The 12,472-nt window shown below is 37.1% G+C and carries 9 protein-coding genes and 3 tRNA genes; 6 read left to right on the top strand and 6 right to left on the bottom strand.

Translation table 11 applies throughout. From position 1 onward, the window contains the following. The first annotated feature begins 13 nt into the window (after nucleotides 1–13). Both QUH73_RS13235 and QUH73_RS13240 read left to right on the top strand, forming a co-directional pair. On the top strand, nucleotides 14–1,438 hold the full coding sequence (locus QUH73_RS13235) for a bifunctional metallophosphatase/5'-nucleotidase (protein WP_289530915.1): 1,425 nt from the start codon (nucleotides 14–16) through the stop codon (nucleotides 1,436–1,438). A 75-nt stretch (nucleotides 1,439–1,513) separates the two neighbouring features. Next, on the top strand, nucleotides 1,514–2,716 hold the full coding sequence (locus QUH73_RS13240) for an acyloxyacyl hydrolase (RefSeq protein ID WP_289530916.1): 1,203 nt from the start codon (nucleotides 1,514–1,516) through the stop codon (nucleotides 2,714–2,716). 164 nt (nucleotides 2,717–2,880) lie between these two features. Here the strand turns inward: QUH73_RS13240 and QUH73_RS13245 are convergent, their stop codons facing one another. From QUH73_RS13245 to selD, 3 genes are all read right to left on the bottom strand, one after another. Beyond that, nucleotides 2,881–5,118, bottom strand: a complete 2,238-nt coding sequence (locus tag QUH73_RS13245; RefSeq protein ID WP_289530917.1) for a TonB-dependent receptor domain-containing protein — start codon at nucleotides 5,116–5,118, stop codon at nucleotides 2,881–2,883. A gap of 740 nt (nucleotides 5,119–5,858) precedes the next feature. Then, nucleotides 5,859–6,200, bottom strand: a complete 342-nt coding sequence (gene yedF, locus QUH73_RS13250) for a sulfurtransferase-like selenium metabolism protein YedF (protein ID WP_289530918.1) — start codon at nucleotides 6,198–6,200, stop codon at nucleotides 5,859–5,861. 6 nt (nucleotides 6,201–6,206) lie between these two features. After that, the gene (gene selD, locus QUH73_RS13255; protein WP_289530919.1) at nucleotides 6,207–7,247 is read right to left on the bottom strand and encodes a selenide, water dikinase SelD; all 1,041 of its coding nucleotides are present in this window, start codon (nucleotides 7,245–7,247) and stop codon (nucleotides 6,207–6,209) included. A 257-nt stretch (nucleotides 7,248–7,504) separates the two neighbouring features. Between selD and QUH73_RS13260 the strand changes: the two genes are divergently transcribed. After that, nucleotides 7,505–8,281 (top strand): histidine phosphatase family protein, encoded by a 777-nt coding sequence (locus tag QUH73_RS13260; RefSeq protein WP_289530920.1) that lies wholly within the window; start codon nucleotides 7,505–7,507, stop codon nucleotides 8,279–8,281. Between the two features lie 54 nt (nucleotides 8,282–8,335). Here QUH73_RS13260 and QUH73_RS13265 read toward each other — a convergent pair whose 3' ends face one another. Further along, nucleotides 8,336–8,977 carry an O-methyltransferase gene (locus tag QUH73_RS13265; RefSeq protein ID WP_289530921.1) on the bottom strand — a complete coding sequence of 214 codons (642 nt, stop codon included), beginning with the start codon at nucleotides 8,975–8,977 and terminating at the stop codon, nucleotides 8,336–8,338. Nucleotides 8,978–8,979: 2 nt separating this feature from the next. Then, nucleotides 8,980–10,200 carry a M16 family metallopeptidase gene (locus QUH73_RS13270; RefSeq protein WP_289530922.1) on the bottom strand — a complete coding sequence of 407 codons (1,221 nt, stop codon included), beginning with the start codon at nucleotides 10,198–10,200 and terminating at the stop codon, nucleotides 8,980–8,982. 126 nt (nucleotides 10,201–10,326) lie between these two features. Here QUH73_RS13270 and QUH73_RS13275 point away from each other — a divergent pair. Together QUH73_RS13275 and QUH73_RS13280 are read left to right on the top strand one after the other, a co-directional pair. Then, nucleotides 10,327–10,399: transfer RNA gene (locus QUH73_RS13275), tRNA-Phe, on the top strand. A 28-nt stretch (nucleotides 10,400–10,427) separates the two neighbouring features. Continuing rightward, a tRNA-Phe gene (locus tag QUH73_RS13280) sits at nucleotides 10,428–10,500 on the top strand. A gap of 60 nt (nucleotides 10,501–10,560) precedes the next feature. Here QUH73_RS13280 and QUH73_RS13285 read toward each other — a convergent pair. Further along, nucleotides 10,561–11,850 carry a S41 family peptidase gene (locus tag QUH73_RS13285; RefSeq protein ID WP_289530923.1) on the bottom strand — a complete coding sequence of 430 codons (1,290 nt, stop codon included), beginning with the start codon at nucleotides 11,848–11,850 and terminating at the stop codon, nucleotides 10,561–10,563. Between the two features lie 361 nt (nucleotides 11,851–12,211). Between QUH73_RS13285 and QUH73_RS13290 the strand changes: the two genes are divergently transcribed. Next, nucleotides 12,212–12,284: transfer RNA gene (locus tag QUH73_RS13290), tRNA-Phe, on the top strand. Nucleotides 12,285–12,472 lie beyond the last annotated feature (188 nt).

The raw sequence follows: 12,472 nt of genomic DNA on the forward strand, positions 1-12,472 counted from the left end.
TAAAATTTTCCTGATGTTCCGAAATATATCATTCCTTATTTTTTTTGTTTTTAATCTAAGTGTGAATGCACAAAAGGTAGACCTACTGTACTTCACTGATGCACATCAGATTTTCCCTGTTGATGATGTTGACGGAGGACGAGGTGGTGTTGCCCGCTTAAAAACAATTGCAGATGAAATACGAAAGGCCAATCCAAACACATTGGTCATTCATGGAGGCGATTTATGCGGTGGCGTTCTGTTTGGAGGAATGTACAAAGGTGAACCAATGATTGAAGCTTTTAATGAGATTCCTGTTGATATCTGCAACTTCGGTCAGCATGAATTTGATTTTGGTGCACAACATACCATTCAGCTTTTATCCAAATCCAAATCGCAGTGGTTTAGTTCCAATCTTAAAAACAGAGATGGTGGTGTGTTTGGGAATCTGCCTGCTTTTCTGGTGAAAAATATTGGTGGTTTGCGAATCGGGTTTATAGGTCTGACAGACGCTATGAATACAAGTATTCATGATGATTTGGTGGTTCAGGAAAATTTATTTGTGTCTGTTTCTAAGCTTCAGCCTGAAATGGGGAATGTTGATTTTTTGGTACTCATAACCCAAACAAATTTGGAAACCAATCGGAAATTGTTGGAACAGTTTCCTGAAATTGATTTGATTTTAACTGAGGAGCAGTTCGAGCACGAAAGCAATATTTTTTACAAAGGCAGTGTCCCGATTGTTGCTACTGCCGGGAACATGAGTTCAGTTGCTAAATTGAGCCTGGAAAAGAATAAAAAGCCACTCGTTGAAATTATTCCTTTAACTAGTGATGTGACTTCAGAGAAGTATCTGAGAGATATGGAGCTGTATTATAAAAAGGATATGGAATTGCAGTTGGCCGAAAAGATTGGTTGGTTGGAAGTCCCTCTTAGTTTTAAAAGTGGGATTATCGGCGAAAGCCTTGCCGGAAATTTAATTGCTGATGCTTTTCGGAATTGGCACAATTCCAATGTTGGAATTATTAATGGAGGTGGAATAAGGGCAGCTATTCCTGCAGGTAATCTCACATTAAAATCGGTTCGTTCATTACTTCCTTTCGGAAATAAAATTTGTCAAATACTAATTAAGGGGAAGGAATTGAAACAGCTTTTAAAAGAGCATGCCACAGATAAAAGTGGTCAGTTACTTCAGGTTTCAGGAATTAGTTATAAATATACCTCTGCCGACAATAAGATTATTGTTGAGAGAGATGGGAAAGAGCTGGACGATGAGGAATTGTTAACGGTTTCCTTGAATAATTACAGTTTGGGTAAATTAACCGGAGAATTTGAAGTTTTAATTGATGAATTGAATCCCAAGGCAATTGAGGATTTTGAAGTGCTAAAAGCATACTGTAAAAAAATGAAAATTATAAACCCAATTTTGGAAGGGCGGGTTGTAATTTTGTCCGAATAATTTTTTAATGAACATGTTGTTATATTTTATGGTTAATATTATATTTGCGCTAAAATAATTTGAAATGGATATTTGATGTTGAAACGAATAACTTTCTTGGTGGTGTTTTTAAGCATTTGCGGTTGTTGTGTAAATGCTCAGAATCAGCCTAAAGAATCGAAATACTTGTTTTTTGTTGAACCAGAGTTAATGCTTGGTAAAACAGTTTCAAATTACAACGATTTTCCCAAAACCCATGCTGTTCAGTCAGTCTTCCTAAGTGTTGGAATAAAAGATACCCGTAATCTTAGCAGCAGTAAATACTATAACCATCCGATAACCGGAGTGAGTTTTTCTTATTCCAATTTTGGCAATGATTCTATCCTTGGCAGAGCCTATGGTATTATGCCTTTTATTCAGTTTCATCCTTGGCGGCATTTGCAGAAAGTATGGTCACTTAAATTTGGAATGGGCGGAAGTTATTTTACCAAATCGTATGAGGATAGCGAGCAAAATTTAGCAATTGGTTCTAAATTGACCTGGTCTTTTCAGGCTTTTGTGTATCGCGAATTGTTTGCCCTTAATCGAATGAATTTTCGCGTGGGAGCAGGTTACCTGCACTCTTCAAATGGTCACACCAAATTACCGAATATGGGTTTAAATTCTGCTCATGTTAGTCTTGCCTGTCAATTGAATTCCCGAACATTAATTTCACGGAAGAAAGATGTTTATTTGGGCATAGATGCCGATCTCGACCGAAGATATTTTATAAATGTGCGAACCGGATTGGGAATTCATGAATATGGCGGGAAAAGTGAGCCTGTTGGTGGCGATAAAGGCAATGTTTATTCGACGGCTTTAAGTGGAGGAATTCTTTTTAAACGGCATCTTAAGGTAAGAGCGGGTTTTACTTATCGCTTTTACGAACATTATTACGATCAAATAGAGGAGAGCGCAAATCCAGATTATATTGATTCTCCCTCGTGGAATGCCTCAAACATCTATTTTCACTTGGGAAGCGAGTTTTTAATCGGGCATTTTGGATTGGATATTGAAGGAGGACTGAATTTACACAAGCCATACTACAAAGAATATTATAAAAAGTATGGAGGAGGTGCTAGTGAGGTAAAATACAAGTTGAAAAGATATTTTTCGAGCAGAATGGGACTTAACTTCTATTTTATTAACACGAATAAATTACCGAAAAATAATTTCTTTATCGGAGCAAATATCAATGCCAATTTTGGTCAGGCCGATTTCTCGGAAATGAATTTCGGTTACACGTATACTTTTTTGTAGCTAATATGTGCAAGCGAAAGGATTTTGGTACGGTAGGCTAATGACTTTCACAAGACTTCTCTAAATTTATTTTACCACTGAGACCACAAAGTATCACAGAGAAACCTTACAATGGTATCCTTTGTGAAACTCTGTGTCCTTTGTGGTGGATGTTGTAATTTATTTTAAAGATTCAAACTAAGGGTCAGATAAAAACTACGCCCGGGAGCATAAATAGCCGTATTACTACCTTTTACCGATCTGTTTAAGTGCTCGTAATAGGCTTCATCAAAAAGATTTCTAACACCACTAACTAAGCTGATTTTATCCGAAAAATCGTAAGAGGCTTTAATATCAGCAATAGTAAAAGCTGGTGTTTTGCTTTCTCCGTAATTACTTGATGTTCTATTTTGTTCCAAAGCATGACGAATCATTATTTCCGGATGAAACTTATTCCTGCAAAAGGAAGCTCCCAATGCATACCTGAAATCGAGTGGAGGAATTTCCGGCAAGGGCTGATTGAAATCTTGGTTTTTACCATAGGTATAGGCAATATTTACCTTGTGATAAATAGAAGATGTAATTTTCTGATACCAGGACAATTCGAAGCCCCGCATTACTGCTTTATCGATATTGTAATATTGTTTTACACCCGGTGCAGTGGCTAATCTTGGCGATAAATCGGTTCTGATTTCTGAGCTGATGTAATCTCGCAGCATAGATGCAAAAAGGGTGATGCCCAATTCAGATTGATTAGTTTTCCAGGTGAAACGATAGTCTAACTGGTAGTTTACCTCCGATTTCAGCTTTGCGTTTCCTATTCTCTCGTACGGGTCAACATCAACTGCTAAATAGTTGATGAAGCGTTCGGTTAAGCTTCCGCTACGTTCGGCTCTTCCCAACCACAATCCCATTCTAATCTGCTCCGAAAAGTCGTGGGTGGCGCCAAAACTTGCCGAAATATTTAGTTTGTCAGATGGATTTTCAGGGTTGGCATTTATAAATTCAGTGGTTATTTCTCTGCTCTTGGCACTGTTGTGTTCCAAGCGGGTAGAGGCAACAAAATAGACCTCTTGCAATGCAAAATGATATTCTCCAAACATTGCAGCTTTTGAAATTTTACTGTCCTGCCAAAGATTATCGAAAAAGGTAGTCCCGGCCTTTGGCCCCATTAGCATTTGGCGGGAACGGGTTCCTTCTGCTTCTTCCGCTTTGTAATCGATACCTGCAAAGAGAGAACTGTTTTTGAATTGAAAGCTGGCCTCCGATCGGCCGCCATAGTTTTTTGTTTTCGCCAAAGTGATTGCGTTCACCGTTCTCGGATTCAAATTCTTTGTCAGGTTGTCCATGCTGTGATCAACAAAAGAGCCATAAAAAGAAGTGGATAGGGAACTAATGCTTGTGCTTTTAAAGTTGATTTTGTGAGCAAGATTAAACAGCCAGGTATCATCTTTTCGTAAATCCATATTTAGTGCAGGAAAATCGACATTCTTGGCAAAGTTGTTGTTTGCTGTTAGCTTGAGGCTCTGAGAATCGGATACTTTAAACACACTGCTCATTCCGATGTTGCGCCGGTTAAAACCGGAAGGAGTTTTATCGCCATTGCCATCTTCGTAATCATCCCCTTCGCTGTAGGCGCCGTAAACACCAAAATTATAGAATTTCCCTTTTGCTCCGGCCATAGCTTCTGTGCGAAATACATTTCCATTGCTTTCGTAACTGCCGCTTGCTCTGCCAAATGCTTTTGCGGTTTCGCTAAAACTTACAGGTGCCGATTTAAAATGAATACTGCCACCAAAAGCATTCCCAAATCGCAGTGAATGCGGACCTTTTACAATTTCGACCCGATCGACCATACTCATCGGAATTTGACTTGCCGGAGGATCCATGCGGTTTGGACAAGCTGCAGTTGCGCTCATTCCATTGTCCATAATGAGGTTTAACTGATCGTATTTAAAGCCGCGAAGGACTGGATCGAAGCCATAGCTTCCGCTTTTTCGAATACCTCCAATCATGGCACTCTGACTCAGAAAATCACCTGCGTCGTGCGATAGTTTATCACTGATTCGGACTTTCATGATATCGCTTTTAGCAGTGCTGTTTGCTCTTGCAATTACTGTTGTTGGCAGCAAAGAAATGTATGATTGGGTGAGAGCCAGAACACCATTCTTTATTGCTTCTTGCAGTCTGTTGCCTGATATTTCAAGTTTCCCATAGTTTACATGTGAAATTTGAAGTTTTTCTGCAGCAATAAATTTAATCGAAATTTTCCCATCGAGAGTACTTGTACCTTTTTGATTCTGATATAGGTAGTGAGCATACGAAATTGGCTCTCCGGTTTCAGTATCTTTCAGTATTATAGTTTGTTGTGAATGCGCTTGTATCCCAATTAATAGGAGACAAACGATTAGAATATTTTTCATTCCTGTGTATTTTAGGTAATGGAATTACTTGATATGAGTAGCCTGCTTTGATCGTGTAAAACTGATGCAAGCCTCCCAATAAAGTAGAATTTACAGTGAATTATTAATTTGTGATTGATAACAGGTAATTGATCAGAATTTGATTTTTGGAGGATGAAAAATATCAAAATAATGTTGAACAGGAGGTAATGGTTCTGAGTAAGTTAATCGTTTTTCAGAACTCAGAATTGCGGGTTTATTTTTGAGGATACTTATGCTTTGAATGAATAATTGGTCTTCTTTTTCGGTGATTTGTTTGTCCTTTGAAGACTCTTCCTTTTCGTGTTTCTGGATTTGTTTTTTTAAGTGACACTTTCCGTTACACTTCATTTCAGGTTTGTCTTTATTGGTGCAGATTGACGCAAAAAAATCCTGATTTATTTTAAAGTTCACAGTGATTAATACCACTTCAAAACTTTGAAATGAGAAAGTTAAAAGGAGTAGGTAAGCAAAGATTCTATTCAGGAACATAAATAAAGACAATTGTGTATTAAATATACAAAAGCTTTAGGAAATCTTGAATGATAAAGAATAGAAAATTGGTTAGTGGATTGAGTTTCTTTTTTGTTGTACAGTACCGATTTTCTTTCAATGCTGGAATTGGTTAGGCTAGCCCCCCAAAATCAGAAATAAACAGGCTCGAAAATTAAAAAAAGCTCATCTGTGGTTCAGATGAGCTTCTTTATCTTTTTGAAATCCGTTTATAGATTGATCACTTTATCGGCATTAGCCTGAAGCGTGATTATATCAGGCATGCTTCCAACGGTTCCTACTTTTATTTGATCAGATAAATTAAAATAATCCAAACAGGTTTTGCAGGCAAGAAGTTGTACTCCTTTTTTACTGAGATTTTGTAAAGCATCCAAAGCAGGTGAGTTTTCACAGATCAATTTTACTCCTGCATTGTAAAAAACAATGATTTTAGGTGTTCGCCCATCAGCATCCAGAAGTTTAAAATAGTTGGTAATTAATTTCAAACCCAATTCTTCGCTGCCGGTTCCCATTCCGTTCTGAGTAACCTGAATTAATGTATTTCGCTGCATAATTTTTTATTTAACGCTTATGTAAGGAGTATCTGTGTTTGTACGCTCAACCATTTTCCCAATCGGATTTAGATCAAAGCCTTCGCTTTTGGCCAGAGTAACAAACTCGTTGATGTGATTGTCGTCTACAGCTACCAAAAGACCACCACTAGTCTGCGGATCGCAAAGCAATGATTTCTGATCTTCGGTGATTGCACCAATTAAATGTCCGTACGAAGCCCAGTTTCTTCGGGTTCCACCTGGTGTGCATCCTTGTTGTATCAATTCTTCTACACCCTCAATTTTAGGAACTGCAGCATAGTCAATTTCAGCATTCACATTACTGCCTTCGCAGATTTCACTCAAATGGCCCAATAAACCAAAACCAGTAACATCAGTCATCGATTTGATATAAGTCTGCTCACCAAAAACGATTCCAACCTTATTAAGAGTGCACATTAAATCAACAACAATTTTATTGTCCTCGTGTGCAATTAATTTCTTTTTTTCGGCAGTGGTTAGTACACCAATACCTAATGGTTTTGTTAGAAAAAGGGTGCAGTTTGGAGTTGCAGTATTGTTTTTCTTTACCCGATCGGTTGCCACAAGTCCGTTTACCGAAAGACCAAAAACAGGATCGCCTATATCGATAGAATGACCGCCGGCCAATTGAATTCCAGCATTAGCACAAACATCCCGGGCACCTTCCACTACTTTTTGAGCAATATCAGTAGATAATTTTTCCAAAGGCCAGGCCAAAATTGCCAAAGCCATAATTGGTTTTCCGCCCATGGCATAAATATCGCTGATGGCATTAGTTGCCGCAATTCTTCCAAAATCGTAAGGATCATCAACAATTGGAGTAAAAAAATCGGTGGTGCTGATTAAAGCCTGTCCATTTCCCAAATCGTAAACTGCAGCATCATCTTTGGTATCGTTACCAACCAACATTCTAGGATTGGGAATTAATGGACTGCTGCTTTTCAGAATGCATTCCAGATCTTTAGGTGATATTTTGCATCCACAGCCTGCTCCAGGACTAAATTGGGTTAATTTTTTTGTTTCCATATTGTTTCTGAATCGATTAAAACGGTACAAAGATATCACTTTTTATGCTTCATTATTGGGAAACAAGATGCTTTATTGTTAAAATGTGATATATTTTAAAAATGTAGTATTTGTGTTTAGATAAGGTGGTATTGAGTGGAAAGAAAAAAATCTAACCACAGAGTGTACTGAGGTTTGCAGAGTTTTCCTAATTGGATTTCTTCTCGTTCAATTAATAATTGTTAATTTTGGTTTTGTCTCAACATAAAATTAGAAACTTGATAACAATTAAATATTGTATAAAAGCAATTCCAATAGTTGTTCTGGGATTTTTCCTTTTGGGATGTTCTGCTCAGAGTAATTTGCTGAGGGAGAAAAAGCCACTTGAACAGATTACTAAAACGAAATGTGTGACGTTTACCTGCGTTTCGGAGATCGATTCGTCACTTCAGGCTGATCTGAAGAAGCAAGGGAAACAGATGCTTCAAATCTATTTAATTCGTCATGCAAAGCCCAATGTGAAAAAGAATTGGTTTTATTCGGCTGAAGAGGCCATACGGTATGTAATTGATTACAATTCGGTGCCAATTATTCCTTTCGATCCTTCACTTGTGGCAGTCAATTTACGGCCTAATCATATTATTTATTGCTCCAGTTTACCTCGTGCGCAGGAAACGGCTTTGAAAATTTTTGGAGATACTTACACTATTGTTTCGGATTCTGTTTTTCGCGAGTTTGAAATCCGAATGATATCGGCCAATAGTTTCTTTAAGATGCCACTTGGGGTTTGGCAGGCCTTCAGCCGGGGCAGTTGGATGCTGGGATTTAATCATCGGGACATCGAAAGCCATAAAGAAGCAAAACTTCGAGCCCAACAAGCCGCTGAAAACCTTATTAAAGTTGCTCATGATGAGGAAACCGCCGTTTTAGTTGCCCATGGCATGCTGAATGGTGCAATAGCCAAAGAATTGGAGAAGAAAGGATGGAAACTGATTCAAAAGAAAGGGTATGTGAACCTCGGTGCCACCATCCTTGTTAAGATTGTGGATCTTTAATTTCATGAGTTAGTAATGCAATTTAACTTTCATCTTTTTACTTTTCCCATGTACTTATTTTTTTCGGATCATCATTAATCCGTGACGTATGGGAAGAATCAGGTTCTCGACTCTGGAATCTTCCTGAATAAAGTGATTGAAATCTATTATTCCTTGAGTTTGTTTGTCGTTATTGTCGATTTCTTCTACAACTTTTCCATCCCACAAAACATCGTCGGCCAAAATAAAACCGCCTTTATTTAGCTTCGGAAATACAGCCTCAAAATATTCGATGTACTGGCGTTTATCCGCATCAATAAAAATGAGATCGAAATTTTCTTTCAATTTTGGAATAATCTCAAGTGCATCTCCAATGTGAAATTGAATGCGATCCTCAAATCCCGATCGCTTAATGTATTTACGGGTAAATTGTTCCAGTTCGTCGTTGCAGTCAATGGTGTGAATGATACAATCCTCACTGGTTCCCATTGCCATACTTATGGCAGAATATCCTGTATAGGTTCCAATTTCTAAAATGTGCAGCGGATGTATCATCTGACAAGTCATCTTTAGGAATTTCCCCTGAAGATGCCCCGACAGCATTCTTGGGCGCAGCATTTTAACGTGAGTTTCACGGGTAAGATCTTTTAATACCGAATCTTCGTTTTCGGTGTGCTTCAGTATATAATCTTCAAGTTCTTTATTAACTTCTATCATGCTTATTTGTACATCAAAGTGGTTAACAGATCTTTATTTAAAATTTCGTTGGCAACTTCGAGCAATTCGTCGGCAGTAATGCTCTCTACCTTTTGATACAATTCCTCCAATGAGTCAATGCGATTGTACAGCAAAAAGCTTTTCCCAATGCTGAGCATCAGATTTTCATTGTTTTCCGAAGAAATGGCAATCTGACCAATCATCTGATTTTTAGCCCTTTTCAATTGTCCGGAACCAAGTTTATGGGTGCAAAGTAAATTCATCTCTTTGTTGATTAAACTTAAGCACTTATCCAGATTGCCTTTGTCGGTACCAAAGTAGATGCTGAAAACACCTGTATCGGCATAGGGCGTATAATTTGCTTCAATATTATAGGCCAATCCATGTCGTTCCCTAAGGGTTAAATTTAAACGGGAATTCATGCCCGGACCACCCAAAATATTGGTGAGCAATGATAAGGGAATTCGTTTTTCATCATTTAGGTCGTAGGCTATATTTCCCATCACACAATGCCTCTGATAAGTTTTCTTTATCATGGTTTGTGTGCGGGCTTCATACGAATTTGGTTTTTTCCTTTCGGTGGTGCGAATACTTTTAGGAATGGATCCGAAGAATTTCTCAACCATTTTCACCAATTTGCTGAATTCAATGTTCCCAACCGAACTAATTACCATTTGATCTGTGTGGTAATTGTTCTTAATGAAATTCAAAATATCATCACGCTTGAACTTTTTTACATGTTTTGGAGTTCCTAAAATATTTCGTCCAATGGGATCATCTTTGAAAATTAGTTCTTCAAAATCATCAAAAATCAATTCCGAAGGAGAATCTTTGTATGAATTGATTTCATCCAAAATAACTTCCTTTTCTTTTTCTAATTCCTTTTCAGGGAAAACAGAATTGAAAGTGATATCGCTAATTAGTTCTATAGCTCTCTTGTAGTCTTTGTCCAGGAAAGTAGTGTAAATACAGGTTTCCTCCTTGGTTGTGTATGCGTTTAATTCCCCGCCTACATCTTCCATTCTACTCAGAATATGGTATGCCTTCCGTTTAGTTGTACCTTTAAACACAACATGCTCTATGTAGTGAGCAATTCCCCATTCCTCCTCTTTTTCATCACGTGAACCGGTATTTAAAATAATTCCGCAGTGTGCAACATTTGCGTTCACAGCATGGTGAATTAGTCGTATACCATTTGATAATGTGTGAGTTTCGAATACCATATATTTTTTTATTAGGTCGCAAAGGTAGTAAGAAGTTTAGATTCCTTTAAAATTCCTCTCTAATTTTATTGATTTAATTTGGTGATTTTATTTTTTTGCGTACTTTTGCATCGCTCAAGTAAAGAGGGTACCATAGCTCAGTTGGTAGAGCAATGGACTGAAAATCCATGTGTCCCTGGTTCGATTCCAGGTGGTACCACATCCTTTTTCTTTGAGTACACCAATAAGGTACCATAGCTCAGTTGGTAGAGCAATGGACTGAAAATCCATGTGTCCCTGGTTCGATTCCAGGTGGTACCACGAAAAGAGAGAAAAACGCAATGTTTTTCTCTCTTTTTTGTTTTACGAAAATCACTAATTTTAGAAAGCATCAATCAGCTCTTCCAATCCTTTTTTCTTGAATTCCCGTTCGCTTGTTGATAGCGCTTTTGCAGCAGTTATAGCAGGGAAATTTTTATTCTTAATATATTCCAGAGCAGCTTTAAGATTTGATTCTTCAATATCTCCAAAGTCATGACTTAAATCGTCGGATATTTCATAGTTAACCGGAATGCCATCAAAATACCCACCTTCATTAAGAGCATTGGTAATTGAAAAACTAATTGGCACGATGGCCAAATTCAAAGCTTTTTCCTCAAATACATACATACCAACCGGTTTTCCGTGAGTTTTGCTTCCTATTAGAATCACATTTTCTTCGCCCAAATATGGTTTTAATCCATTAATAACCATCTCACTTGCCGAAGCGGTTCCAGACGTGGTAATTACGAAGACTCTTTCGAAGCCATAGGCTGAGGCTTGTGATTCAAATGCTTCGGTGAAATTTTCACTTGTTTTTGAATTGTTATGTGATACTTTTGAGTACACTTCACCAACGTATGCATTGCCGGTTATTAAATCTGCCAATTGGTTGGATATGTAGGTGTTGCCACCTCCGTTGTATCTTAAATCCAATACAAGTTCTTTTGCATTTTGTTCTTTAAAATAGGTAAAGGCTTCGTTTAATTCATCTTCCGATTTGCCTAAAAAGCTATCAAATGCCAGATAGGCAATTTGAGTTCCTTCATAAGGAATAACTTCTCTTTTTAATACTGTGTTTTGATTCAGTACCTTTTGAGAAGCGGTGATTTCTTTTTGCTCACCGGCATTGTTTTCAAAAATGAAAGTTCCACTTGATTTATCAAGTTCATTTAATATTTGTTCTTCACTTAAGTTTGAAATTGCCAATTGGTTAATATTTACCAGTTTCCATCCACGGGTAATTCCTTCTGCAACCAAAGGTGATTCATCAAATATAAGTTTTACTCTTAAATCATTATTGCTGTCAAATTTGAAGGATAAACCATAACCCGTGTAAGTGCCATTCTCAAAATAAGCCAATAATTCATCAAGGTTGGCAATATAGCTCCATCGATCGTTTGTTGATAGTAAAGCATCAAAATAGTCGTTTGCCGATGAGTAATTGGCTGAACTAATATCCGGTAAATCTTCATTCCATAAATACCACTCCTGCATCGTTTTATCAATAATTTCATAGGCTGTTTTATCAGTACCTGATCGTGGCAATATATTATTATCATCACTGCACGATAGAAATAAGGATGCCAGAATTACTACAAGTGAATATTTATTGAGAATTGAGAATTTCATGCGATTATAGTTTTAAATTTTTGCCATATGGTTCCGAAATTTTTCGGGATTACCAAGCTGGAATAATTATCCCTGTGTGTCAATTTATCTTGACAATTAATCAGCTTGATATTGTAATTTATTGAAAAAACAAGACAGATTAAGCTTAACAAAAACCATACCTAAGGTTTCTTTAACGAGTAAAATTGTCATCTATTGTTTAATTTTCAGTAAAACAATCTTTAGAATCAATCTAAATAATATTGTGAAAAAATTGATACTTAATCATATTGACATTTTATATCTGCTATTTGTACTCGATATGGCTTGCTTTGTTTTGCGAAGTATAAATTTTCTTTACATTTGTAACACCAAAATAAAGGGTACCATAGCTCAGTTGGTAGAGCAATGGACTGAAAATCCATGTGTCCCTGGTTCGATTCCAGGTGGTACCACGAAAAAGCCGATCATTTGATCGGCTTTTTTTGTGCTTTTGAATGTAGAAATCCATTCGGAATGTTAAAGTTTGAATAAATTACAAAAAACAAACGTTTTCGATCTAAAATAAAGAAATTCAAGTCTCTAAGTAATTTTTTTATTTGAATTAATACGATATTTTTGTAACACTTAGACCAAGTAATAA

The organism is Labilibaculum sp. K2S, from assembly GCF_030372765.1.
GTDB lineage: Bacteria > Bacteroidota > Bacteroidia > Bacteroidales > Marinifilaceae > Labilibaculum.

Coding starts and splice junctions, on each gene's coding strand:
- selD (WP_289530919.1), bottom strand. CDS start 7,247: ATGGAAACAAAAAAATTAACCCAATTTAGTCCTGGAGCAGGCTGTGGA.
- QUH73_RS13235 (WP_289530915.1), top strand. CDS start 14: ATGTTCCGAAATATATCATTCCTTATTTTTTTTGTTTTTAATCTAAGT.
- QUH73_RS13265 (WP_289530921.1), bottom strand. CDS start 8,977: ATGATAGAAGTTAATAAAGAACTTGAAGATTATATACTGAAGCACACC.
- yedF (WP_289530918.1), bottom strand. CDS start 6,200: ATGCAGCGAAATACATTAATTCAGGTTACTCAGAACGGAATGGGAACC.
- QUH73_RS13245 (WP_289530917.1), bottom strand. CDS start 5,118: ATGAAAAATATTCTAATCGTTTGTCTCCTATTAATTGGGATACAAGCG.
- QUH73_RS13285 (WP_289530923.1), bottom strand. CDS start 11,850: ATGAAATTCTCAATTCTCAATAAATATTCACTTGTAGTAATTCTGGCA.
- QUH73_RS13240 (WP_289530916.1), top strand. CDS start 1,514: ATGTTGAAACGAATAACTTTCTTGGTGGTGTTTTTAAGCATTTGCGGT.
- QUH73_RS13270 (WP_289530922.1), bottom strand. CDS start 10,200: ATGGTATTCGAAACTCACACATTATCAAATGGTATACGACTAATTCAC.